Source organism: Thermoanaerobacter sp. CM-CNRG TB177 (assembly GCF_018588165.1).
Taxonomy (GTDB): Bacteria; Bacillota; Thermoanaerobacteria; order Thermoanaerobacterales; family Thermoanaerobacteraceae; genus Thermoanaerobacter; species Thermoanaerobacter thermocopriae.
Map to the genome: position 1 here is coordinate 25,001 of NZ_JAFCAC010000044.1, position 24,640 is coordinate 49,640.

Annotated in this window: 29 protein-coding genes; 28 read left to right on the forward strand and 1 reads right to left on the reverse strand. The window is 33.4% G+C overall.

The features are described 5' to 3' along the window. The 8 genes from spoVE (at position 1) to ftsZ (ending at position 7,729) form a co-directional block, all read left to right on the forward strand. Positions 1 to 1,107 carry a stage V sporulation protein E gene (gene spoVE, locus I4N53_RS03170; protein WP_003867927.1) on the forward strand — a complete coding sequence of 369 codons (1,107 nt, stop codon included), beginning with the start codon at positions 1 to 3 and terminating at the stop codon, positions 1,105 to 1,107. A gap of 6 nt (positions 1,108 to 1,113) precedes the next feature. Further along, positions 1,114 to 2,208 carry an undecaprenyldiphospho-muramoylpentapeptide beta-N-acetylglucosaminyltransferase gene (gene murG / locus I4N53_RS03175; RefSeq protein ID WP_009052546.1) on the forward strand — a complete coding sequence of 365 codons (1,095 nt, stop codon included), beginning with the start codon at positions 1,114 to 1,116 and terminating at the stop codon, positions 2,206 to 2,208. Positions 2,209 to 2,281: 73 nt separating this feature from the next. After that, entirely contained in the window at positions 2,282 to 3,535 is a 1,254-nt protein-coding gene (gene murA / locus I4N53_RS03180) for a UDP-N-acetylglucosamine 1-carboxyvinyltransferase (protein WP_009052545.1), read from the forward strand. Positions 3,536 to 3,592: 57 nt separating this feature from the next. Further along, positions 3,593 to 4,306, forward strand: coding sequence for a cell division protein FtsQ/DivIB (locus tag I4N53_RS03185; protein WP_214495560.1), 714 nt, complete (start codon positions 3,593 to 3,595; stop codon positions 4,304 to 4,306). Between the two features lie 15 nt (positions 4,307 to 4,321). Next, positions 4,322 to 5,044 (forward strand): DUF881 domain-containing protein, encoded by a 723-nt coding sequence (locus I4N53_RS03190; RefSeq protein WP_004402385.1) that lies wholly within the window; start codon positions 4,322 to 4,324, stop codon positions 5,042 to 5,044. Continuing rightward, entirely contained in the window at positions 5,044 to 5,388 is a 345-nt protein-coding gene (locus I4N53_RS03195; protein ID WP_003871210.1) for a small basic family protein, read from the forward strand. The genes I4N53_RS03190 and I4N53_RS03195 overlap by 1 nt, the downstream gene beginning before the upstream one ends. Before the next feature lie 25 nt (positions 5,389 to 5,413). Continuing rightward, positions 5,414 to 6,640: a cell division protein FtsA gene (gene ftsA / locus I4N53_RS03200; RefSeq protein ID WP_004402384.1), complete on the forward strand. Its 1,227-nt coding sequence runs from the start codon at positions 5,414 to 5,416 to the stop codon at positions 6,638 to 6,640. Positions 6,641 to 6,655: 15 nt separating this feature from the next. Next, a complete protein-coding gene (gene ftsZ / locus I4N53_RS03205; protein ID WP_214495561.1) occupies positions 6,656 to 7,729 on the forward strand; it encodes a cell division protein FtsZ in 1,074 nt (357 codons plus the stop codon). A gap of 23 nt (positions 7,730 to 7,752) precedes the next feature. Here ftsZ and I4N53_RS03210 read toward each other — a convergent pair whose 3' ends face one another. Beyond that, a complete protein-coding gene (locus I4N53_RS03210; RefSeq protein ID WP_003869009.1) occupies positions 7,753 to 7,911 on the reverse strand; it encodes a hypothetical protein in 159 nt (52 codons plus the stop codon). Positions 7,912 to 8,193: 282 nt separating this feature from the next. On the opposite strand from I4N53_RS03210, the gene spoIIGA reads away from it, so the two are divergent. From spoIIGA to der, 20 genes are all read left to right on the forward strand, one after another. Continuing rightward, entirely contained in the window at positions 8,194 to 9,024 is an 831-nt protein-coding gene (gene spoIIGA, locus I4N53_RS03215) for a sigma-E processing peptidase SpoIIGA (RefSeq protein WP_214495562.1), read from the forward strand. 14 nt (positions 9,025 to 9,038) lie between these two features. Then, a complete protein-coding gene (gene sigE / locus I4N53_RS03220; protein WP_214495563.1) occupies positions 9,039 to 9,764 on the forward strand; it encodes an RNA polymerase sporulation sigma factor SigE in 726 nt (241 codons plus the stop codon). 69 nt (positions 9,765 to 9,833) lie between these two features. Further along, positions 9,834 to 10,604, forward strand: coding sequence for an RNA polymerase sporulation sigma factor SigG (sigG, locus tag I4N53_RS03225; protein WP_214495564.1), 771 nt, complete (start codon positions 9,834 to 9,836; stop codon positions 10,602 to 10,604). 68 nt (positions 10,605 to 10,672) lie between these two features. After that, positions 10,673 to 10,918 (forward strand): YlmC/YmxH family sporulation protein, encoded by a 246-nt coding sequence (locus I4N53_RS03230; protein ID WP_003867938.1) that lies wholly within the window; start codon positions 10,673 to 10,675, stop codon positions 10,916 to 10,918. A 67-nt stretch (positions 10,919 to 10,985) separates the two neighbouring features. Beyond that, positions 10,986 to 11,462, forward strand: a complete 477-nt coding sequence (gene nrdR, locus I4N53_RS03235) for a transcriptional regulator NrdR (protein ID WP_006570256.1) — start codon at positions 10,986 to 10,988, stop codon at positions 11,460 to 11,462. Positions 11,463 to 11,514: 52 nt separating this feature from the next. After that, a complete protein-coding gene (locus tag I4N53_RS03240; RefSeq protein ID WP_003867940.1) occupies positions 11,515 to 12,219 on the forward strand; it encodes a response regulator transcription factor in 705 nt (234 codons plus the stop codon). After that, positions 12,219 to 13,589 carry a two-component system histidine kinase PnpS gene (gene pnpS, locus I4N53_RS03245; RefSeq protein WP_012269190.1) on the forward strand — a complete coding sequence of 457 codons (1,371 nt, stop codon included), beginning with the start codon at positions 12,219 to 12,221 and terminating at the stop codon, positions 13,587 to 13,589. Before I4N53_RS03240 ends, pnpS begins: the two co-directional genes overlap by 1 nt. An 81-nt stretch (positions 13,590 to 13,670) precedes the next feature. Beyond that, the gene (locus tag I4N53_RS03250; RefSeq protein WP_214495565.1) at positions 13,671 to 14,555 is read left to right on the forward strand and encodes a phosphate ABC transporter substrate-binding protein; all 885 of its coding nucleotides are present in this window, start codon (positions 13,671 to 13,673) and stop codon (positions 14,553 to 14,555) included. A gap of 195 nt (positions 14,556 to 14,750) precedes the next feature. Next, a complete protein-coding gene (gene pstC, locus I4N53_RS03255) occupies positions 14,751 to 15,650 on the forward strand; it encodes a phosphate ABC transporter permease subunit PstC (RefSeq protein ID WP_214495566.1) in 900 nt (299 codons plus the stop codon). Continuing rightward, positions 15,647 to 16,534: a phosphate ABC transporter permease PstA gene (gene pstA / locus I4N53_RS03260; protein ID WP_214495567.1), complete on the forward strand. Its 888-nt coding sequence runs from the start codon at positions 15,647 to 15,649 to the stop codon at positions 16,532 to 16,534. The genes pstC and pstA overlap by 4 nt, the downstream gene beginning before the upstream one ends. A gap of 40 nt (positions 16,535 to 16,574) precedes the next feature. Beyond that, on the forward strand, positions 16,575 to 17,324 hold the full coding sequence (gene pstB / locus I4N53_RS03265; RefSeq protein ID WP_013150464.1) for a phosphate ABC transporter ATP-binding protein PstB: 750 nt from the start codon (positions 16,575 to 16,577) through the stop codon (positions 17,322 to 17,324). Between the two features lie 14 nt (positions 17,325 to 17,338). Next, positions 17,339 to 17,992 carry a phosphate signaling complex protein PhoU gene (phoU, locus tag I4N53_RS03270; protein WP_012995456.1) on the forward strand — a complete coding sequence of 218 codons (654 nt, stop codon included), beginning with the start codon at positions 17,339 to 17,341 and terminating at the stop codon, positions 17,990 to 17,992. Between the two features lie 98 nt (positions 17,993 to 18,090). After that, on the forward strand, positions 18,091 to 18,795 hold the full coding sequence (locus I4N53_RS03275; RefSeq protein WP_012995455.1) for a DUF1614 domain-containing protein: 705 nt from the start codon (positions 18,091 to 18,093) through the stop codon (positions 18,793 to 18,795). Next, the gene (gene spoIIP / locus I4N53_RS03280; protein ID WP_012995454.1) at positions 18,773 to 19,906 is read left to right on the forward strand and encodes a stage II sporulation protein P; all 1,134 of its coding nucleotides are present in this window, start codon (positions 18,773 to 18,775) and stop codon (positions 19,904 to 19,906) included. Before I4N53_RS03275 ends, spoIIP begins: the two co-directional genes overlap by 23 nt. Then, entirely contained in the window at positions 19,903 to 20,808 is a 906-nt protein-coding gene (locus I4N53_RS03285) for a YIEGIA family protein (protein ID WP_214495568.1), read from the forward strand. The genes spoIIP and I4N53_RS03285 overlap by 4 nt, the downstream gene beginning before the upstream one ends. 9 nt (positions 20,809 to 20,817) lie before the next feature. Further along, a complete protein-coding gene (locus I4N53_RS03290; protein WP_012995452.1) occupies positions 20,818 to 21,021 on the forward strand; it encodes a hypothetical protein in 204 nt (67 codons plus the stop codon). A 9-nt stretch (positions 21,022 to 21,030) separates the two neighbouring features. Next, positions 21,031 to 21,462: a DUF3189 family protein gene (locus I4N53_RS03295; RefSeq protein ID WP_012995451.1), complete on the forward strand. Its 432-nt coding sequence runs from the start codon at positions 21,031 to 21,033 to the stop codon at positions 21,460 to 21,462. Between the two features lie 12 nt (positions 21,463 to 21,474). Continuing rightward, positions 21,475 to 21,939, forward strand: coding sequence for a DUF3189 family protein (locus I4N53_RS03300; protein WP_012995450.1), 465 nt, complete (start codon positions 21,475 to 21,477; stop codon positions 21,937 to 21,939). Positions 21,940 to 21,997: 58 nt separating this feature from the next. After that, positions 21,998 to 23,314, forward strand: coding sequence for a DUF512 domain-containing protein (locus I4N53_RS03305; protein WP_214495569.1), 1,317 nt, complete (start codon positions 21,998 to 22,000; stop codon positions 23,312 to 23,314). 4 nt (positions 23,315 to 23,318) lie between these two features. Further along, positions 23,319 to 24,638, forward strand: coding sequence for a ribosome biogenesis GTPase Der (gene der, locus I4N53_RS03310; protein WP_214495570.1), 1,320 nt, complete (start codon positions 23,319 to 23,321; stop codon positions 24,636 to 24,638). The last annotated feature ends 2 nt before the right edge of the window (positions 24,639 to 24,640 follow it).

The window sequence follows — 24,640 nt, forward strand, 5'->3', positions numbered from 1 at the left end:
ATGAAAAAAAAGTACCCTGTGGATTATGGCATTTTACTCACAGTTTTAATACTAGTCTCCATTGGTGTAATTATGGTCTTTAGTGCTAGTTCTGCCAGTGCTGAGTATATGTATAATGACCCTTATTATTTTTTAAAAAGGCAATTGTTATGGGTAATATTGGGTTTTTTTGCTATGGTTTTTATGATGAATTTTGATTACACTATTTTAAAAAAGTTAGCTGGTCCTTTACTTATTATTTCGATTGGATTGCTTATTGCAGTCTTGATTCCTGGAATAGGAGTTGAAAGGTATAATGCAACCAGATGGATAGGAGTTGGAAGCTTTACAATACAGCCTTCTGAAGTGGCAAAATATGCTCTTATTATATACTTGGCAAAATATTTTGACAAACATCCTGATTATGCAAAGAGTTTCAAAAAAGGAGTTATGCCTGTCTTAGGATTGGCAGGATTGTTTTTTGGTCTTATAATGTTACAGCCTAATTTTAGTACAGCTGGTATTATATTTATTGTGGCTGTAATAATTCTCTTTGTAGCAGGTGCTAAATTATCTTTTATGGGAGCTTTATTTGGAGCAGGAATTGGGGCAGCGGTCGTTGTTTTTTCATCTTTTGAGTATATACGGGAAAGGGTATTTACATTTTTAAATCCGTGGCAGGATATTCAAAAATCTGGGTATCAAATCGTACAATCCCTTTATGCATTAGGTTCTGGAGGACTGTTTGGAGTTGGACTTGGAGGAAGCAGGCAAAAACTTATGTATCTGCCTATGCCTCACAATGATTTTATATTTTCCATAATTGGAGAAGAATTAGGACTTGTTGGTACAGTCACTATACTTTTGATGTTTTTATACCTTATTTTGCGAGGTTTGAGAGTGGCAGCAAAAGCTCCAGATATGTTTGGATGCCTTTTAGCTACAGGAATTACAAGTCTTATAGGAGTGCAGACACTTATAAATGTTGCGGTTGCAACTTCTTCTATGCCACCTACAGGGGTGTCTCTTCCTTTTATAAGTTATGGAGGTACTTCTACAGTTATTATGATGGCAGGAGTAGGAATACTATTAAATATTTCACGATATGCAAATTTAGATAGGAGTTGATGATAATTGAAATATTTGTTTGCAGGTGGAGGTACTGGAGGACATATTTATCCTGCCATAGCCATTGCTAAGGAAATATTAAAAAATGAAAAAAATGCTCAAATTTTATTTGTAGGTACAAAAAAAGGTTTAGAAAATGAGTTAGTACCAAGAGAAGGTTTTGAATTAAAGACGATTACTGTGCAAGGATTTAAAAGGAAATTATCATTGGATACGTTAAAAACTATTTATAAAGCAATGGTGGGTCTTAAGGAAGCAAATAATATTTTAAATGAATTTAAACCAGATGTAGTAATTGGAACAGGGGGATATGTTTGCGGTCCTGTTTTAATGATGGCGGCTTTAAAAGGGATACCTACTTTGATTCATGAACAAAATGCTTTTCCAGGCCTTACAAATAAGGTACTATCACGATTTGTGAAAGTAGTAGCGGTAAGTTTTGAAGAATCAGTTAAATATTTTAAAAATAAAGAAAAAGTTGTGGTAACAGGTAATCCAATTAGAAGAGAATTGCTAAAAGTTACTAAAGAGGAAGGTTTAAAAAATTTGGGTTTTTATTCTGATAAACCTTTAATAGTATCAGTAGGGGGAAGTAGAGGAGCAGAAAAAATAAATTTTACAATGGTAGAATTTTTAAAGCAAAAGGATAAAAACTTGCAAGTTTTAATAATTACAGGAGCTAATCAATATGAAAAAGTGTTGGAAAAAGTTAAAACTGAAACTATAGACATAGATGAAACAGTTAAAATAATTCCTTATTGTCACAATATGCAGGATGTATATGCTGCCGCAGATATTATAATCTGTAGGGCTGGGGCTATTACTTTGGCAGAAATTACTGCAAAAGGTGTTGCTTCTATTTTGATTCCTTCTCCTTATGTTGCTAATAATCACCAAGAGTATAACGCCCGGGTGTTAGAAAAAGCCGGAGCTTCTTATGTTATTTTAGAAAAGGATTTGACAGCAGAAAAATTATACAAAAAAATCAAATATCTTTTGGATAATCCTCAAGTACTTTCAAAAATGAGAGATAATGCCCAAAAAATTTCTAAAATTGATGCTGCGGAGAAAATATACAAGCTTATAAAAAGCATAACTTAATACCCTATGTAACACCCCATCTTATTTATGCATAGTATATGGTGTAAGCTGTATTAAATTTAGGGGTGATAAGATGGGGAAATTTAAAATTAATGGAGGGAACAGGCTGTATGGTGAGTTAAAGGTAAATGGCGCTAAAAATTCTGTTTTACCCATCCTTGCAGCATCAATTTTAAATGAAGGGATTTCTGTAATACATGATTGTCCTAAATTAAAAGATGTTTATTCAATGATAGAAATTTTAGAACATTTAGGTTGTAAGGTAACTTTTAAAGGCAGAGACATTATTGTAGATGCAAGGGATGTAAAAGATAGTGAAATACCTGATAGCTTAATGAGAACCATGAGGTCATCTATATTTTTGATGGGGGCTTTAATATCAAGAAACAAAAAAGCTTTGATGAGTTTTCCAGGAGGTTGTGATATAGGACACAGACCTATAGATTTACACCTTAAGGGTTTGAGAAGATTAGGAGTTAAAGTGGAAGAATCTTATGGATATATTAAATGTGAAGGTGGGAAGATAAGAGGAAATGAAATTCACTTAGACCTTCCTAGTGTAGGAGCCACAGAAAATATCATGTTGGCGGGAGTTTTTGCAGAAGGCGTCACCATCATTAGAAATGCAGCAAAAGAACCGGAAATAGAAGACTTGCAGAATTTTTTAAACTCTATGGGGGCTAAAATATCAGGAGCTGGTACTAACACGATTATCATAGAAGGAGTAAAAAGATTGCATGATGCGGAATACACCATAATTTCAGATAGAATTGTTGCGGGTACTTATCTTTGTGCTGCGGCGATGACACGAGGAGAATTAACAGTAGTAAATGCTTTAAAAGAACATTTAGAACCATTGTTGTCAAAATTGAGAGAAACGGGATGCGAAATACATGCTGGAAATGATTATATAAAAATTATATGCGATAAGCGCCCCAAAGCAGTAGATATGATTGTTACATTGCCATACCCTGGCTTTCCCACAGATTTACAGCCCCAGATGGTTTCGGTTTTATCTGTAGCAGATGGGACATCTATTGTTACAGAAACAATATTTGATAATAGATTTAAATACACAGAAGAACTTATACGAATGGGAGCAGATATAAAAGTGGAGGGAAGAGTAGCGGTAATACGTGGTGTTGAGAAGCTAATGGGTGCAAAAGTAGTAGCAAGAGATTTAAGGGGAGGAGCTGCTTTGATTATTGCAGGTTTGGGGGCAGAAGGTACTACAATAGTAGATGAAGCAGAACACATTGATAGAGGATATGAATCAATCGAAAAGGCTTTAAAAAGTGTGGGAGGGGATATTGTAAGAATAATGTAAAACAGCGTCATGCTGTTTTACATATGCAAAAGAAAAGTACAAGCAGGGGATGGTTTAATGGTTGAAAGTGCTTTTAAGAAGCGGTTTTTAATATTTATGTTTGTGACGCTAGTATTTATAGTTTTGCTTTACCTTTTTATGTTTCAATCAAATTATTTTGAGATTAAAACCATAAAAGTTGTAGGCAATCAAATTTTATCTTATAATGATATTAAAGAGTTGGCTATGATTGATTATGGAATGAATATTTTTAAAGTTAATCCTAAAAAAATAGAAAGTAATTTACTTGCTAACCCCTATATAAAAGAAAGCAAAGTAAAAATTCAATATCCTGATACTGTAGAAATATTTATAAAAGAAAGACAAATAGTTGCACAAGTCAAATATCAAAAAGACTATTTAATGATAGATAAAGAAGGAGTGGTAATAAAAAAGGACGATTATAACCCTGAACTTCCTGTTATAGAAGGAATAAAAGTTGAGAAATATCAAATTGGCAAAAAGTTGAATGATATTTTTGAAAAAAGTTATTTGGGAACGCTTTTAGAACTCATAGAAGGTACTGATTTTTGTTCTGTTATAAAATATATGAATGAAAGACAAATTATATTAGTTACAAAAAATGGCATAGATATATCTTTTGACAATCCTTCTGATATTAATTATTCTTTCAAATTTGCCGAATTAATATTAAAAGATTTGGTTGAAAAAGGGTATCATAAAGGTACAATTCAAATTATTGGAGACAGCAATCCAGTATTTATGCCATAGAGGATGGGGGTACTTATGAAAAAAAGTGTATATATTTCCGTAGCTTTAGTTTCAATAGTATTAGGAATAATGCTTTCTACTCAATTTAAAATAGTAAAAAAAAGCGGCGTAGTTACTGTGCAGAGAGCAGAAGAATTGGCAGCTCAATTAAAGGAACTGCAGTCAGAAAAAGATGCTCTTCTAAAACAGATTAATGATTTAGAAGCAAAAATAAATGCTTACGAAGATTCTGCGTCCAAGAATAGCGTAATTACTCAAACTTTGAAAAATGATGTAGAAAAATATAAAGAATTAGCAGGACTGACTGACCTTCAAGGTCCAGGAGTAATTGTAACTATAAATGATAGCAAACAAGCCGTTCCGCCGGGACAAGACCCTAATTTATTTCTGGTCCACGATGAGGACTTATTGCGAGTTGTAAATGAGCTAAGAGCGGCAGGAGCGGAGGCCATATCTTTAAATGACCAAAGATTAATTGCTACTTCAGAAATTAGGTGCGTTGGTCCTACAGTAAATGTAAATTCTGTGCGTTTTTCTGCGCCGTATGTCATAAAGGCTATTGGAGACCCTGATACATTAGAGGCTGCTCTTAAGCTAAAGGGTGGAGTAGTAGATACTTTAGCTACTTGGGGAATAGAGGTAAATATCAAAAAATCGGACAATATATTGATTAAAAAATATGACGGAGTGATAAAGTTTAGATATGCAAAACCTTTAGTTGAAGGAGAGAACAAGTAATGGCTTATATTATAATAGTTAGTTTATTAATAGGAATAGTGATAGGTTTTATTTTGCCAATTAATATCCCCAGCACTTATGTTTCTTATTTATCTGTTGCTATTCTTGCAGCGTTGGATTCAGTTTTTGGTGGTATTAGAGCTAGTCTTGAAGAGAAGTTTGATAATCTTATTTTTATAACTGGCTTTTTTGGCAATGCGATATTGGCAGGAGGCCTTGCTTATATTGGAGATGTGTTAGGAGTTCCTATTTATCTTGCGGCAATTTTTGTATTTGGAAGCAGGCTATTTGTCAATTTTGCATATATAAGGAGATATCTGATAGACAAGATGCGAAAAAGATAGCAGTCTCCTGAAGGAGGATTTGATAATGGGTGATTTAATAGTTGGTTTAGACATTGGCACATCTAAAGTATGTACAATTATTGGAGAAGGGGATAAAAATGGAGAACTGCATATTGTTGGGATTGGCTATTATCCGTGTTATGGGGTTAAAAAAGGGGTTATTGTAGATATAGATGAAACTGCCTATTCTATAAAAAAGTCTGTGGAGCAAGCGGAAAGAATGGCCAACCAAAAAATATCCTCTGTGTATTTGAAAATATATGGAGGGTTGACGACTATATATAAAAACAATGGAGTAGTAGCAGTATCGAGAGAAGATAGAGAAATAACAAAACAAGATGTGGATAGAGTTTTACAAGCTGCTAAAATCATTGCTATTCCTTCTGATAAAGAAATTATCGATGTTATACCATTAGAATATATTGTGGATGGGTATGGGGAAATAAAAGACCCTGTTGGAATGGCGGGTATAAGGTTAGAGGTAAATGCCGCTATAGTAACAGGTAGTGTTACCGCTATTCAAAATATGGAAAAGTGCGTTAAAAAAGCAGGGTTAGAGGTAGAGGGAATAATTGTAGGCCCTTTAGCTACGGGCGAAGCAGTACTTTTAAAAGATGAAAAAGAGTTGGGGGTTGCATTAATTGATGTGGGTGCAGGAGTGACTGATATTTCTGTTTTTAAGTATGGCAGCCTTATTTATTCATCTATGATAGCAGTCGGTGGATGGCATATCACAAACGATTTATCTATAGGGTTAAAGATTTCTTTTGAAGAAGCCGAAAATATAAAGAAGAAATATGGAACTCTAGAAAAATTATCCCCTGAAAAGCTGGAACCAATTAAAATTGCTAGTTTAGCAGGTAAAAGCAAATCAGCTACAGATGTAAATGAAATATCTGATATAATAGAAGCGAGGGTTTCTGAACTTTTAATGCTTGTGTATGAGAGATTGGAAGAAGCAAAAGTTCTGGAAGACATTGTTACAAATGTAGTCATAACAGGTGGAGGCATTTCCTTTTTAAAGGGAAATATAGAGTTGGCACAAAAAATTTTTAATAGAAACATTCGCATTGGTTCTCCGCAAAATATCGGAGTAGCAACTCCTATTTACTCGGCAGGGGTAGGAGTGGTAAAATATGTATATAACAATAAGAGGTTTATGCATAATGTCCAACCGACTGATAAAAAAGAGAAAAAGAGTTCTAAATTAGTTGATAAACTCAAAGAAATATTTAGCGATTTTTGGGCGTAAAGAGGAGGGTTTTTTGTGATAGGTATAGAAACTGATATGGAACAATTTGCTGCTATTAAAGTAATAGGAGTTGGTGGTGGAGGCGGAAATGCTGTAAATCGAATGATTGATGCTGGCCTTCGCGGTGTTGAGTTTATTGCAATTAATACAGACAAGCAGGCTCTTTATTTATCGAAAGCTGAAATAAAAATACAAATTGGTGAAAAATTAACAAAAGGGTTAGGAGCAGGAGCAAACCCTGAAATTGGGAAAAAAGCTGCTGAAGAATCTAGAGAAGAAATAGAACGAGTTATAAAAGGTGCTGATATGATATTTATCACTTCTGGCATGGGAGGAGGCACAGGAACAGGAGCTGCTCCTGTTGTGGCGGAAATAGCAAAAGAATTAGGAATTTTGACTGTAGGAGTAGTTACCAAGCCTTTTACCTTTGAAGGGAGAAAAAGGATGGCCCATGCAGAAATGGGCATTGAAGAACTTAAAAAACATGTAGATGCGCTTATTACTATTCCTAATGATAGATTACTGCAAGTTGTAGAGAAAAAGACTTCAATGATCGATGCTTTTAAATTAGCGGATGATGTTTTAAGACAAGGTGTTCAAGGTATATCCGATCTTATTGCAGTTCCTGGACTTGTCAATGTTGACTTTGCTGATGTAAAAACGATTATGACAAATACAGGTCTTGCACATATGGGAATAGGCATAGCTTCTGGGGAAAATAAAGCTACTGAGGCAGCGAAACAAGCCATTCATAGTCCACTATTAGAGACTTCAATTGAAGGCTCAAGAGGAATTCTTTTGAATATTGCAGGAGGTCCGAATTTAACCATATTTGAAGTTAATGAAGCGGCTAATTTTATCTATGAGGCTGCTGACCCTGATGCAAATATTATATTTGGTGCAGTAATAGACGAATCATTAGAGGACCAAATAAGGATTACTGTTATAGCTACAGGATTTGAAAGAAATGAAAAATCTAAGGATACAGCAAAGAAAAAAGACACTAGGGAGCCTGAAGTAAAATTAGAAAATGTTATAGAAAGTGATGATTTGGATATACCTACTTTTTTAAGAAGAGGAAGACGATAAATCTGCAAAGGTTTCTTTGCAGATCAGTTTGTTGACAAAGTTAAAAAATATTCAAAGGAGATATTTTGCATCGTCGCTCCGATGTTCCAAAGCGACAAAACTAAAGCTCGACCTTCGGGCTCCGGCAGGGTACCGGGCACAATCGGCATCCATGCCTTAAGGTGCCCGCCTTCGCCATCCATGGCTTCGGCCCTGCCTCCACCCTCGGTCTTGCTAAGTTTTGTTACCGCTTTGTAACAAGTCGCTCCTTATGCAAAATATCTCCTTTACGAAAGTTTGTCTACAGTCTGATCTGCAAAGGTTTCTTTGCAGATTTTTTTATGCAAAAATTCTACAAAAACAACCTTATTTTTATACCAAAATATTACAATAAATTTGAGATTTTTATTTTATAATATGAATAAAATAGGCAAATGGGAATATACATTGTATAAGGATTAAAAGTGTCCCCGGGGATGGTATGAATGTATTTAGACGTAATTTTTTTCGAAAATTTAATTATTAACTATTTTATTTTATCCCTTACACGAAAATTTTCTAAAAAAGACAGCAAACCTATTAAACTTTTTTTAGGTGCATTATTGGGAGCCTGTTATGTCCTAATAATTTTTTTGTTACCTTATAAGATGATTCATGAAGTTTTCGCAAAAATTATTTTATCTCTCTTAATAATATATATGGCATTTACTCCAAAAACATTAAAAGAATTTTTGAGAATTTTAGCAGTTTTTTATCTAATTTCTTTTGCAATAGGTGGGACAATTTTTGCGGTTTTATATACAGCAAAACTTAATTTACATAGTTTATGGATTGGAATATTGATAGCTATTTTACTTTTCTATACTAATTGGGATTATATAGTGAGAAAATCAAAAGAGGAAAAAATGTTATACAGCATAAAAATAGAAATTTTTCAAAAACAAGTAGAGATAAAAGGATTATTGGATACTGGAAATAGATTATACGACCCTTTAACTAAATCGCCTGTTGTGGTAGTGGAGTTTTCGGCTATGAAAAATATACTTCCTGATAATATGGAAATTTTATTAAATGAAGAGAACATAGATTTTAACAAAATTTTTGAAGTTTTGAAAGAGGAAAAATGGTTATCAAGGATAAGGTTAATACCCTTTATATCAGTAGGACAGTCTAAAGGAATAATGTTAGGATTTAAGCCAGATAAATTAGTTGTAGGTGAAAAAGAGATAAGGAATGTAATAGTAGGAGTATACAAAAGCCAAATAGATAAATATGGTAATTATGCGGCGTTGTTAGCACCAGAAATTTTAGTATAATGGGGGTGTTGGAAGTGCAACTAAAAACAAAAGTAAAAATAGAAATACTATTGTTGTGGAAAAAAATCCTTGATTTTTTAGATTTATCTGAAGGTATATTTTATATTGGAGGAAGTGAAGCATTACCTCCACCTCTTTCTGTAGAAGAAGAAATGTATTTAATTTCAAAGATGGAAAAAGGAGATAATGAAGCAAAAACGGTACTTATTGAAAGAAATTTAAGGTTGGTAGTATATATAGCAAAAAAATTTGAAAACACAGGAATAGGAATTGAAGATTTAATATCTATTGGCACGATTGGACTTATAAAAGCTATTAATACTTTCAATCCTAAGAAAAAAATAAAATTAGCTACTTATGCTTCTCGATGCATTGAGAATGAGATATTAATGTATTTAAGAAGGAATAGCAAAACTAAATTAGAGGTTTCTTTTGAGGAGCCTTTAAATGTAGATTGGGACGGAAATGAACTTCTGCTTTCAGATATTTTAGGCACTGATAACGAAACAGTTTATAAATATATCGAAGATGAGGTAGAAAAAGAATTATTGACTTCTGCATTAAAGAAATTACCAGATAGAGAAAAAAAGATAATAGGATTGAGATTTGGATTAGGGGGTGGAGTAGAAAAGACTCAAAAAGAAGTGGCAGATATGTTGGGAATTTCACAGTCTTATATTTCTCGTTTAGAAAAAAAGATTTTAAAAAGATTAAAAAAAGAAATGAATAGACTAGTTTAAGCTTTTCTGTATATTTTTTTATCCTGCCGGCAATACTGTTAATAAGCTAAACATGTGGGGGCAGGATTTATGAATAACAAAGTTGAAATTTGCGGTGTCAATACCTCTAAGTTACCTGTTTTAAAACCTTCCAAGCAAAAAGAGCTATTAATACGAATGAAAAATGGAGACAAAAAGGCGAGAGAAGAATTTATAAATGGCAATTTGCGATTGGTACTAAGTGTTATTCAAAGATTTAATAATCGCGGGGAGTACGTAGATGATTTGTTTCAAGTAGGATGTATAGGGCTTATAAAAGCTATTGACAATTTTGACTTAGATCAAAATGTAAAATTTTCTACTTATGCTGTTCCAATGATAATTGGAGAAATAAGAAGATATTTAAGAGATAACACTCCTATAAGGGTAAGCCGTTCTTTAAGAGATATAGCCTATAAAGCATTACAGGTAAGGGACAAATTAGTATCGGAAAATTCCAAAGAGCCGACAGTAGGCGAAATAGCTAAAGAGCTGGACCTTCCAAGAGAGGAAGTGGTAATAGCTCTTGATGCTATTCAAGAACCGGTTTCTTTGTTTGAACCTATATATCATGATGGCGGAGATGCAATTTATGTGATGGACCAAGTCAGCGATGACAAAAATATGGATGAAGTGTGGCTAGAGAAAATTGCATTAAAAGAAGCAATACAAAAACTAAACGAAAGGGAAAAAATGATATTGACGATGAGATTTTTTGAAGGGAAAACCCAGATGGAGGTAGCAAAAGAGATAGGAATATCTCAAGCACAAGTTTCAAGATTAGAAAAAGCGGCTTTAAATCACATGAGGAAATACATCTAGCTTATCAGGAATGATAAGCTAGATTTTTTCATATAATTTTATGAAAAGGACAAAAGGGGGAAATGAGGATGATTAAAGCTTCAGAATTAAGAGATAAAGATGTTATAGATATAAATACAGGAGAAAAATTAGGGAATATAATTGACATTGAAGTAAACCTTGAAGAAGGAAGAGTAGAGGGAATTGTTATACCGAAAGAAACAAGTTTTTTTAGGTTTTTTAATAAAGATATAGAAATATACTTGCCGTGGGAATCTATAAAAAAGATTGGAACGGACGTTATATTAGTAGATTTCAAAGACAGAGAAGCTTAAGTTTGACTAATGAAAACAAGTTTATTATAATTTTATTAAACAATTAAGAATTGTTGGAGGTAATAAGATGAAATGCCCTTATTGTGGGTATCCAGATTCAAAAGTTATTGATTCTCGACCTACAGATGATAACACTTCTATAAGGAGAAGAAGGGAATGTTTAAAATGTGGGAAGAGATTTACTACTTATGAGAAAGTAGAACAATTGCCTATACTTGTAATAAAAAAAGACAATCGCCGAGAAGTCTATGACAGAGATAAAATATTAAAAGGCATGATAAAAGCTTGCGAAAAAAGGCCAGTGCCTATAAAGATCTTAGAAGAAATTACAGATGAAATTGACAAAAGAATAATAAATTCAATGGAAAGGGAAATAACCTCCACCGAAATCGGAGAAATGGTAATGGAAAAACTTAAAAATGTAGATGAAGTAGCTTATGTCAGATTTGCTTCTGTTTATAGGCAGTTTAAAGACATAAATACTTTTATGGATGAACTTAAGAAACTTCTTAAAGAGAATGAGACAAAAAAAGAAAAGACATAATTTTATTTTTTGCTTCAAATGTGTACAAGCCATATTATCTGGAGGTGTCAAAATGGCCCATACGGTTTTGGTTATAGAAGATGAAATTCATATATTGGAACTTTTAAGATACAACTTGGAAGCAGCAGGGTACAAAGTTATTACTTCGGAAAATGGAAAAGAAGGCTTGGATAAAGCATTTGAAGGAAAACCCGATTTGGTTATATTAGATTTGATGTTGCCAGATGTAGATGGACTGGAAATATGTAAAATTTTAAAAAAGAATGATGAAACGAAAAATATACCGATAATAATGTTAACAGCAAAAAGCGAAGAATTTGATAAAGTATTGGGATTGGAGTTGGGAGCAGATGATTATATAACAAAGCCTTTCAGCGTAAGAGAATTGTTAGCTCGAATTAAAGCTGTTCTTCGGCGAACCCAACAACCAGAAGAAGAAAAAGAAGAAATAATAAAATTTGGTGATATAGTTATAGATACTGGGAAGCATTTGGTTTATAAAAAAGGAAAAGTCCTAGAATTGACTTTAAAAGAGTTTGAGCTTTTAAAACTTTTGTCTCAAAATATGGGTAAAGTATTAACTAGAGACTATCTTTTAGACAAAGTATGGGGATATGAATATGCTGGAGAAACTCGAACTGTTGATGTACACATCAGGCATTTAAGAAAGAAAATAGAAGACGATGATAAATCCCCTGTATATATTGAAACTGTAAGAGGAATTGGGTATAAGTTAAATGATAAAGGTGAAGCGTAATGTTGAAAAAATCCTATTGTAAATTGTTTTTTATAAACCTACTTGGAATTTTAATAGTCGCCATATTTTTTTTAGGCTATGTTCCAATGACTAAATTTATTTTTGCTATTTTATTAGGAATTTTAGTAACATTTTTTTTAAGTTATAGATTTATAAAAAATATAGTAGAGCCTATAAAAGAGATAACTGAAATCACAAAGGATATTGCAAAGGGGATATACAGTCATAGGCTTGAAAGCGATTCTATTGATGAAATAAAAGAACTTTCTCTTGCAGTAGATTCTATGTCTTATAAATTAAAAGAAACAATAGAGGAATTAAATGATAGAAACGCAAAATTAGAAGCCATTTTAAAAAGCATAGTAAATGGGGTTATCGCTTTTGATAATAATGAGAAGATATTACTTATAAATGACGCTGCGAGGAAAATTCTAAATATAAAAGAGAAAGATTTAATTGGAAGACATATCTTAGAAATTGTAAGAAATAGTAAATTACATGACTTTTTTGAAGATGTTAAGAAAAATAAAAATTCCCCTTCCAAAAGTTTAGAACTAAATGTTTTCAACAAACACCTCAAAGTGTATACTAGTCCAATTCTTCATCCAATTTCCCATCAAAATTTAGGTTTTGTGTTAATAATAGATGATATTACAGAAATGAGAAGATTGGAAAAAATAAGAAGCGAATTTGTTGCAAATGTGTCCCATGAGCTGAGAACTCCTTTGACTTCTATTAGAGGCTTTATTGAAACTTTAAGAAATGGTGCTATTGACAATCCGCAGGCAAGAGATAAATTTTTAGATATAATTGATTTTGAGTCTGAAAGACTTACAAGACTTATAAACGATATACTCACTCTTTCTGAAATAGAAAATGTTAAAGAAGGTTATCCTAAAGAAGAAATAGAATTAGATAATGAGATAGAGGATATATTATATATAATGGACAAGGTCGCGAGAAATAAAAATATAACGTTGAAAAAAGATTTAAATTGTACAGATTTAGTGATAAAAACTAATAAAGATAGATTTCATCAAATGATGATTAATTTAATAGATAATGGTATAAAATACACTCCAGAGGGAGGATTTGTAAAGGTATCTACCAGAGAAGAGGGGGATAAAATAATTGTTACAGTTGAAGACAACGGTATAGGAATTTCGAAAGAAAATATTCCTAGGCTTTTTGAGAGATTTTATCGAGTTGACAAAAGTCGCTCAAGAAAATTAGGTGGTACAGGATTGGGACTTGCTATAGTTAAACATATTGTGGAATCTATGAAAGGAGAAATTTTTGTAGAAAGTGAAGTAGGGAGAGGTACAAAATTTATTATAAAATTCAACAAAACTGATTTAACAAAGACTTAACAATATCTTAATATTGAATTTACAATAGACTGTTACAATGTACTTGTACAAAAAAATTTAAGGAATTTTGGAGGTGCTTTAATGTTAAAGAGTCGATTTGCAAAAGTTGTTATTGCAGTACTGTTGATTGCAAGCTTTTTTACTTTTGCTGCGTGTGGTTCAAAACAACCCCAAAGCAATAATTCTACTACAACCACTGACAATCTTTCAGGTAAGATAACAATTGCTGGTTCTACAGCGTTACAGCCATTAGCTGAACAAGCTGCCAAAATGTTTATGGAAAAATATCCCAATGTAGTGATAACAGTGCAAGGCGGTGGTAGTGGTACAGGATTGACACAAGTAGTTCAAGGGGCAATTGATATTGGAAATTCTGATATTTTTGCTGAAGAAAAATTAGATGCCGAGGCAGCCAAATCTTTAGTAGATCATAAAGTTGCGATTGTAGGTTTTGCTGTAGTTGTTAATAAAGATGTTACAGTTGATAATTTAACTCAACAACAATTAATAGACATTTTTACAGGGAAAATAACAAATTGGAAAGATGTTGGCGGGTCAGATATGAAAATAGTTATTATTAATAGACCTGCAAGTTCAGGGACTCGGGCTACATTCAAAAAAGTGGTATTAAAGGGACAAGAAGAAGCTCAAGGTTTTGCTTTGACAGAGGATTCATCAGGTGCAGTTAAAAAAGCAGTTGCTGACACAAAAGGAGCTATAAGTTATCTTGCTTTATCCTACGTGGATGATACTGTTAAAGCTCTAAAATATGAGGGAGTAGAACCAACGGCCCAAAACATAATAGATGGCAAGTATCCTATTTGGTCATACGAGCATATGTATACAAAAGGAGAACCAACAGGAGCAGCCAAAGCTTTCTTAGATTTCATGATGTCAGATGAAGTGCAGAAAGGACCTCTTACTAAGTTAGGATTTATCCCTGTTACTGAAATGAAAACAAAATAAAGTAAAAAAGGGGAGCTGGTTTATTTTCCAGCTCCTTTTTAAGGCGAGAAATAATGGAAATTTGTAAAAAAACGAATAAATTTAACATAGATTTAACATAAATTTAACATAGATTTAATGAATGTTTTTTTTTAAGTTGTTATCATGAAATGAGTGTGATTATTGTCATTAGATTTTCTCAAACGGGGGATGGGTATGACAGTTGATAAAAAATATGAAAGCAAGCGAAAAGTGGCTGACATATTTGGAAGAGTTATCGTTTTCATCTCTGCTTTATTGTTAATAATTATTACTGTTTCACTATTTTTATTTGTGACATCTAAAGGCCTTTCTACTTTCATAAAAGATGGCATCTCGATAAAAGAGTTTTTGTTTTCTACCACTTGGAATCCGGATAGAGAGGTACCTGCTGTCGGGTCTTTGCAATTTATAATAGGGTCTATTCTTGTTTCTGCTTTTGCAATTATGATAAGTGCACCTCTGGGAGTTTCCTCTGCAATTTTTATGGTAGAGATTGAAAAAAAATTAGGACAAAAAATATTGCAACCAGCTATTGAGATTTTTGTTGGTATTCCCTCTGTCGTATACGGATGGGTTGGTCTTACTGTATTAGTTCCTTTTATAAGTAAACATTTTGGAGGATTGGGCTTTAGTTTATTGGCAGGTATATTAGTCCTTACCATTATGACGCTTCCAACAATTACTAGTGTTAGTACTGATGCTATAAGGTCATTACCTGTGGAAATAAGAGAAGCGAGTTATGCTCTCGGTGCCACACGATGGCAAACAATAAGACATGTAATTCTTCCTGCAGCGAAACCGGGAATTTTGACTGCTATTGTATTAGGATTGGCAAGGGCTTTTGGAGAAGCTTTGGCGGTGCAGATGGTTATAGGAAATCGTCCAGTTATTCCTAAATCTTTTTTAGAGCCTATAAGTACTATAACTTCTATCATTACAATGGACATGGGAAATACAGTAATGGGTACCGTATGGAATGATGCTCTTTGGTCTTTAGCATTACTCCTTCTTATGATATCTTTTACTTTCATCATTGTAATTAAATTGGTAGGCAGGAGGGGCATGTATAAATGAAATCTAAATTGTATGACAAAATAGCGACTATATATTTTTACGCTGTTGCTGTGTTGTTAATATTGTTTTTGGTTTTTTTTGTAAGTTATATATTGTATCAAGGCAGAACTAGACTTAATGTAGATTTTTTAACTTCCCCTCCAAAATTTATGGAAGCAGGAGGAGGCATAGGGCCACAGCTTTTTAATTCGTTAGAATTATTAATAATAACTTTGATAATTTCTGTTCCTATAGGTTTAGGTGCAGGAATTTATATGGCAGAGTATGCAAAGCCAGGCTTATTAACGGAAATTATAAGGTTATCAATAGAGACACTATCTTCAATGCCTTCTATTGTAATAGGACTTTTTGGACTTTTAGTGTTTGTAACTATGACCGGATGGGGGTATTCTCTCATAGCAGGAGCGCTTGCCCTTACGGTGTTAAATCTTCCTGTAATGACAAGAGTAAGTGAAGATTCAATAAGAAGTGTGCCCAATAGTTTAAGAGAAGCAAGTTACGCTTTAGGTGCTACTAAATGGCAAACAATTGTAAAAGTTGTGGTACCTGCTGCAATGCCTGGAATTATAACAGGAATAATTTTGACAGCTGGAAGAATTTTCGGAGAAGCTGCTGCTTTGTTATATACTGCAGGTATGAGTAGCCCTGCCTTGAATTTTTCAAACTTAAATCCCTCGAGTCCTACCTCGCCTTTAAATATCTTTAGACCTGCAGAAACTTTGGCTGTTTATATTTGGAAGATAAATAGTGAGGGGTTAGCACCTGATGCAAGAGAGATTGCAGACGGTGCCGCAGCGGTTTTATTGCTAATGGTGTTGATTTTTAACATCCTTGCTAGATGGTTAGGAAATGTATTATACAAGAGAATGACAGGCGAAAAATAAAATGGTATAATATTTTTATAAGGAAGGGGAATGCTGGTAAATGAAAAAAATCCAGGTTAAAGATTTAGACTTGTTTTATGGAGATGTTCAAGCCCTCAAAAAAATAAATTTAGATGTAGAGAGAAATAGCGTTTTGGCACTTATCGGTCCTTCTGGTTGTGGGAAATCCACCTTTATTCGTACTTTAAATAGGATGAACGATCTTATCGAAGGAGTTAAAATAAATGGGACTGTTTTACTTGATGGACAAGATGTATACAAAGAAGTGGATGTTATTGAACTTAGAAAGAGAGTAGGAATGGTTTTTCAAAAACCTAATCCTTTTCCTATGACTGTTTACGACAATGTAGCCTATGGTCCAAGAATTCATGGCATAAAAGACAAAAAAAAGCTTAATGAAATTGTTGAAAAAAGTTTGAAAGCTGCGGCTTTATGGGATGAAGTAAAAGATAGACTCTACAAGTCAGCTCTCAGTTTGTCTGGTGGTCAGCAGCAAAGACTTTGTATTGCTAGGACATTGGCAGTAGAACCAGAGGTAATTTTGATGGACGAGCCTACTTCAGCGTTAGACCCTATTTCTACGATGAAAATTGAGGAATTAATTAATGAGTTGAAAAATAAATATACAATAATAATAGTAACTCATAATATGCAACAAGCAGGAAGAGTTTCAGATTATACTGCCTTTTTCTTAAATGGTGAATTGGTTGAATGCGGACCAACGGATAGAGTTTTTTATAAGCCCAAAGATAAGAGGACGGAAGACTATATCACTGGAAGATTCGGTTAAAAGGAGGTGACACAATGAATCGTACTCATTTTGAAAAAGAATTAGAAGAACTTCATTATGATGTCTTAAAAATGGGTAGCCTTGTAGAAGAAGCCATTGCAAGTGCCATTGCTTCTTTAGTAAATCATGACAAAGAATTAGCTCAGAAAATTATAGATGACGATGATAGAATAGATAAAATAGAAGTAGAAATCGATAATAAGTGTGCCAAGATTATTGTAACGCAGCAGCCAATTGCGAGGGATTTGAGGATAGTTTTAACGGGTCTTAAGATTGTTACAGATTTAGAAAGAATGGCAGACCACGCAGTAGATATAGCCAAGACTACTTTGAGGATTGCGCATCAAAAGTATATAAAACCTTTAATCGATATCCCGAGAATGGCTGAAATTGTAAGAGAAATGGTCAAAATATCTTTGGATTCCTATGTACGACAAGATTTAGAATTGGCAAAAGCTATTGGAGAAAAAGACGATATAGTAGATGCTCTTTACAAACAGATTTTTAGAGAACTTTTGACATATATGATGGAGGACCCTAGAAACATTGATCAGGCAACACAATTTTTGTTTGTTGCCCGTTATCTTGAAAGAATAGCTGACCATGCAACTAATATATGCGAATGGGTAATTTATCTGGATACTGGTGAACATATAGATTTAAATTGAAATAAAAAGCGCTCACTCGAAAAAGTGAGCGCTTTTTGTATATTTTTATTGCATTGTGCAAAACATATTTTTGAGAAAAAAGTTGGGGAGTGATTTTGATGCCATTAAGCTATGTTTTGCTTTCGATTGTAGGATTGGTTGTTTTGTTCGGATTTGCCCATAGAGTATTAGATAGAATGAAAATGACAGATACGTGGGCTTTTTTGATAATAATTGGGATGATAATAGGGACATTAATACCTAATATTCCAATCACAAAAACTGTGTCTATAAACATAGGTGGAGCTGTTATCCCTATAGCAGTATGTGTGTATCTTTTTTTGAAAGCAGAAAATACGAAAGAAAGAGTAAATGCAGTTGTGGTGTCAATTGTTGCAGGAATAGCTGTTTTTATTACAGGAAGAATACTTCCTGCAGAACCTGAGGCCATGATTATTGAGCCTAATTACGTTTATGGCATTGTCGGCGGGCTAATCGCGTATCTTTTTTCGCGTTCGAGAAGAAGTGCTTTTATTGGAGGGGTGATGGGGATAATTTTGGCGAATGTGATGCAGGCTATTTTCAACTACATAACAGCTACAAGAGGAACAATATCCATAGGAGGAGCTGGATTTTTCGATTCTGTAGTTATATCCATGATAATTGCCGTATTTTTATCTGAAATAATTGGGGAAACAAGGGAAAAAATACAAGGAGGTACTTCTAAAAAAGACCTTGAACCCAAAGAAGGTATGGCTAGTAGTTTGATAGATACTGACAAAGAAGAAGAGGGTGAAAAAAATGAACAAAAACAAGACGAATAAGTTTGCAATATTAATCTTATTGGTTATCGGGCTTTTATCTTTAAATTTTAGCGGTTATGCAGAGACGCAGCCTGATTATTACACAATCTATGATGAAAAGACAAACAAAGTACTTTTCAGAACTGCCATGGAGGTTTATAAAGGGGATAGATATTTATCAGGGGATAATAAGTTGTATGAAGTTTTCAAAGTTGATAAAAATGAAGGTAAAGCTTATGCAAAATATTTGCAAACAGAAAAACTCCCAGATGTAGAGATAGAAGAAATCTCACAAGCAATGGCAGTAACACAAAATACAAGTGGAAAGAGAGTGGCGATATATTCTACCCACAGTGATGAATCATATCTTCCTTCGGATGGGGCTGCAAGTATCAATGGACACGGGGGTATATACAAAGTAGATGCTGCTTTGCAAAAAGCTTTAGAAGCAAAGGGAATTTCAGTCAAGGTTGACAGGACTTTGTATTTACCTCATGATGCTATGGCATATAGCCGATCAAGGGCAGGGGCGGTCAAACTTTTAAAGGATTTTAAACCGGACTTACTTTTGGATGTCCATAGAGATGCAGTACCGTTCAAAGAATATATACGAAAAATTGCAGGAAAAAATGCCACAGGTGTAAGAATTGTCTTAGGACGAACCAATCCTAATTTAAAAGCAAATCAGCAATTAGCCTATAGGATAAAGGCTATAGCGGATAAGATATATCCAAATATGGTCAAGGATATATTTTTTGGAAAAGGAGATTTTAATCAAGATTTGACTCCCAACTCTTTGCTGATAGAATTTGGTACTTACTCTCATACTAGAGAAAGAGCAGAAGTTTCTGCCTCTTTAATAGCAGATGTATTGGCTAAAGCACTTTACGGTTCAGATGAGCAGAAACAAGTGGGTGCTGTTACAAAAGCTCAAAGACCGCTTCCTGGACAGAACAAAGCTGCAGGTACAGGAATATGGGTTTTGCTTGGTGTTGTTGTAGTGTCAGTAGTAGCTTTTATGTTTTTGAGCACTGGCGGGCGAGAGATGTATCACAAATTTTCTAAAGCAACATGGAAAGAATTTGCAAGTTATTTGGGAAAGTTTAGGCGCAAAAAAGGAGATGAGTCATGAGCATAAATCATGAATTTTATATCAATATTGTGGTTTGTGGAATTGCTTTGGGGACACTTGCCCGCTTTATATATTTAAGAGTGGACTATAGGCAGTATCCTACTTATCCTCAAGGTTATATGACTCATTTAACCTTGGGAATAATTTCAGCGGCTTTAGGAGCCTTTTCAGTTCCTGCATTAATTGAAAAACAGTATACTGCTGTTACCTTTTTAGCTTTAGCGGCACAACAATTTAAAGAAGTAAGAGAAATTGAAAGAACTAGCTTAGAAAAAATGGAAGCGACAGAATTAGTTCCAAGAGGAGCAGCTTATATAGAAAATATAGCTAAAATTTTTGAAGCAAGAAACTATATTGCTATGGCAGTTGCTGCTCTTACTTCTTTGGCAGTTTATCTTTTTAAAAGTGCTATGATAGGAACAATTGTGGGAGGATTAGTGCTTTATTTGTCTCGTTATGTAATGAAAATTACTTATATTAGAGATATTGCCGAGGTTTTTCCTTCAAAGATTGTTTTTAAAGGACCTTTATTATGTGTTGAGGACGTGGTTTTGGCAGACATTGGTTTGAAAGAAGGGAGAGAAATAATAGAGAAATTTGGAATGGCTGTTGTAATACGACCAAAAGGGCTGGATAGTTTAATTTCCATAAATAACTTAGGAATAAGACAGGCTATTCTCCATGAAGCTGCTAATCAATTGGGGTTAAGAATGAATATTGATACTCCTGAATTAGCTCCTCTTACTATGAACAACAATAAAAATGGAGACATTATTGTAGTTATGGTAGCGATGAAACCTGATATCGATGCTTTTGTGGAAATTATAAAGAATGTACCGGCAATTGAAACTGTAAGAAAGTATCCTTCAAAGTCAAGAGGGGCGAGAAAAGCTTTCAATTGAGGTGATAGAATGGAAGTACATGTAACAGGATATATAATAGCAATAGTAGCTTTAAGAAGAGCAAAAGACAATGTCTCAAGTGGTACTGCACCCATCATTTATGTAGAGAATGAAGAAGAGCAGCAAAAACTTTCTATGTATTTGAGCAGAATTTTTAAGGCAGCTGTTCACGACCTTGAAAATGGAGTATTTATTTTAGTTAAACAATATTAGGTGATATCTATGAAAGTAGTGTATTATAGCTATTATGGGTGCTATTCTTCTCCTATATGTGCATATCTTCATTTAAATGACAAATCCAAAATTGAAAAAGAGGAATTTTTTAAAATTCCTTTTTTGTTTGAAATTGATTATGGACAAATGAGATATATTGGTAAAGATAGTAATAAAAATGAGGTCTTTATCATAGGGATGAAAAATTTCAGTGAAAATATCAAAAAAACTTTGTATGGCTTGATAGAGATTTTTAAAATAAAAGAAGATATAATTTTTATAGACACTTCGCAATATGATGTAATTTTTTTTAAAGTGCTGATAAGTTTAAGAAGAAAGAAAATACTAACAAAAATTATTGACAATTTTTTGTATAATTACTATTTAATAAAATGTAATCATATTAAAAGATTTGTAGAGAGTTATAAAAAAATGTTATGAGGTGAGAGGTTTGTGGTTATTGTATATATGTGCTATGGAAGTGCACACTCTTCTGTTGTAGCAGCTTCTATACATATAGGACTTTTGCCTATTGACAGAGTGCCTACTTATGAAGAAATTCTTTCTCTTCCTCATTATGATAAAACTTCCGATGGTGAAATTGGCACTCTTTTTTATATGGGCAAAGATGAATATGGCAATGAAGTGTATATTGTAGGAGCAAAAAATGGAAGACAAATAGTCACAAAGGCAATTTATAGTTTTTTAGCTTTATATGGGATTTCTAGAGAGGAAATACTGGTGGTAGATGCACTTCCTACCATAGGACTTACTACAAAGATTGGAGGTATTACGTCAAGGCGCTTAGGAATTATCTCTTTGGGTAGACCTATAACGGTATATGGCATATTGAAAAAATATAACAATTTCGTAAAATTAGTAACAGATATTAAAACAAACTTGCAAATAAGGTCTTGACGTATTGATAGTATTAATTCATAATTGAAAGGAGAGGAGACAATTTAGGAGGAGAAATATGCATAAAATAAATATAAAAGATGTCATAAAAGGAAGTATAGGTTGGGATTTAGGTATACAAAAGGGCGATAAACTTATTACATTAAACGGGAAAAAAATAATTGATATAATAGATTACCGATATGAAATGTCAAATGAATTTATACAATTGGAAATTGAAAAGGCTACAGGAGAAAGATACATTTTTGAAGTAGAAAAAGACTATGATGAGGATTTAGGGTTAGTCTTTGAAGAAGAACTAATTGACAGGCCAAAACATTGTAGAAATAAGTGCATTTTTTGTTTTATTGACCAGTTACCTAAAGGAGTTCGCAAATCTCTTTTATTTAAGGATGACGATTATAGGCTTTCCTTTTTACAAGGGAATTTTATTACTATGACTAATATGAATGAAGAGGAAATTGACAGGATAATAAAATATAAGCTTTCTCCCTTATATGTTTCAATTCATGCAACTGATGAGGATGTAAGAGTAAAAATGATAAATAACCCGAATGCAAAAGGTATAATGGATAAGTTAAAAAAGCTTTGTAAAAACGGAATTGAAATACATGGTCAAATTGTTTTGTGTCCAGAAATAAATGATGGTAAAGTTCTTGATAAAACTATCAAGGATTTGTCGAGCTTGTATCCAGGAGTAAAATCAATAGCAGTTGTTCCAGTAGGACTTACAGACCACAGAGAGAGACTTTATAAACTTAGGACATTTACCAAAGAAGAAGCTAAAAATGTAGTCGAACAAGTGTCTTCATGGCAAAAGAAATTAAAGAAAGAATTAGGTTCTTCTTTTGTTTTTTTATCAGATGAGTTTTATGTGATGGCAGGTGTTACTATACCTTCTTATTATTATTACGAGGGGTTCCCTCAAATAGAAAATGGCGTAGGACTTATGGCATTGTTTAAACATCAATTTGAAAGGAGTCTAAAAAGATTAAAAGCGAATAAAGGGAAAAATATAAACACCACCCCTTACCTTATTGTTACAGGAATAGCTGCCTATAATTTTATGGAAGAAGTAGCGAAAGAATTAAGAAAAACAGGGTTTAATGTAAAAGTGGAGAAGATACACAATGAGTTTTTTGGTCACAACATCACGGTAGCTGGACTTGTGGTGGGGAAAGATATAATAAACCAATTAAAAGATAAAATAAATGAGGAAGTTTTAGTTATTCCTGATGTTATGTTAAAGGAAAGTTCAAATGTTTTTCTTGATGATACTACTGTTGAAGAAATAGAAAAAGAACTAGGAACAAAAGTTATAGTTTCTGAAGTCGATGGGAAAAAATTTTTACAAAAGATACAGAGTGGAAGGTGATAGTATGGCAAGAGCAATGGTGAGTATTGTAGGTAGGCCAAATGTAGGTAAATCTACTCTTTTTAATAAAATTATGGGGAAGAGAATTTCTATTGTTGAAGACAAGCCAGGAGTTACAAGGGATAGAATATGCGGCAATGCAGAATGGCTGAACAAAAAATTTATATTAGTAGACACGGGAGGATTAGACCCAGATGCTGAAGATATTATATTTTCAAAAGTTCGTTTACAAGTGGAGGCAGCGATTGAGGCTTCCGAAGTAATATTATTTTTAGTTGATGCAAAAGAAGGTTTAATGCCAGAAGATGAAGAAATAGCGGATATTTTGAGAAGAGCCAAAAAAGAAATTATTTTGGTTTGCAACAAGGTGGACAATTTTAAAGAACTTCCTCCAACTTATTATGATTTTTTTAGTCTTGGATTAGGGAATCCCATTCCTATTTCAGCCTCGAATGGCTTGGGCATTGGAGAACTTCTAGACGAAATAGTGAAAAAATTGCCTCAGGAAGGGCTAGAATACAGTGAAGAGACAATTAAAATTGCTGTTATTGGTAGACCCAATGTAGGGAAATCTTCGTTGGTTAACAAAATATTAGGGGAAGAAAGGGTAATAGTCAGTAACATACCTGGCACTACACGGGATGCAATAGATACTCCTTTTTCAAAAGATGGGAAGAACTATGTTCTTATTGATACAGCAGGAATACGTAGGAAAAGTAGAATAAGCGAATCTATTGAAAGGTATAGTGTGCTAAGAGCTTTAACTGCTATTGAAAGGTCTGATATATGTCTTTTAATGATAGATGCTATAGAAGGTCCAGCCGAGCAGGACACTAAAATAGCAGGATACGCCTTTGAAAATGGAAAAGGTATTATAATAGTTGTTAACAAATGGGATGCTATAAAAAAAAATAATAATACTGTCAATGAATATACCAAGATGATAAGAGAAAAGCTATCTTTTATATCTTTTGCTCCTATCCTATTTATTTCAGCTAAAACAGGTCAGAGAGTGCACAGAGTTTTACAAACTGTAGATAAAGTATGGGGGGAATACAATAAAAGGATTACGACTGGCCTTTTAAATAATGTGCTAAATGAAGCTATGCTTATGTTTCCGCCACCAGCTGATAAGGGCAAACAATTAAAAGTATATTATACTTCACAGGTAGGAATTAAACCACCTTCTTTTGTAGTGTTTGTCAATGACCCGGAACTCATGCATTTTTCCTATTTAAGATTTATGGAAAATACATTAAGACAAAATTTTGGCTTTGAAGGAGTTCCTCTTAAGATTTCCACGAGGAAAAGAGGAGAAAATTAAAA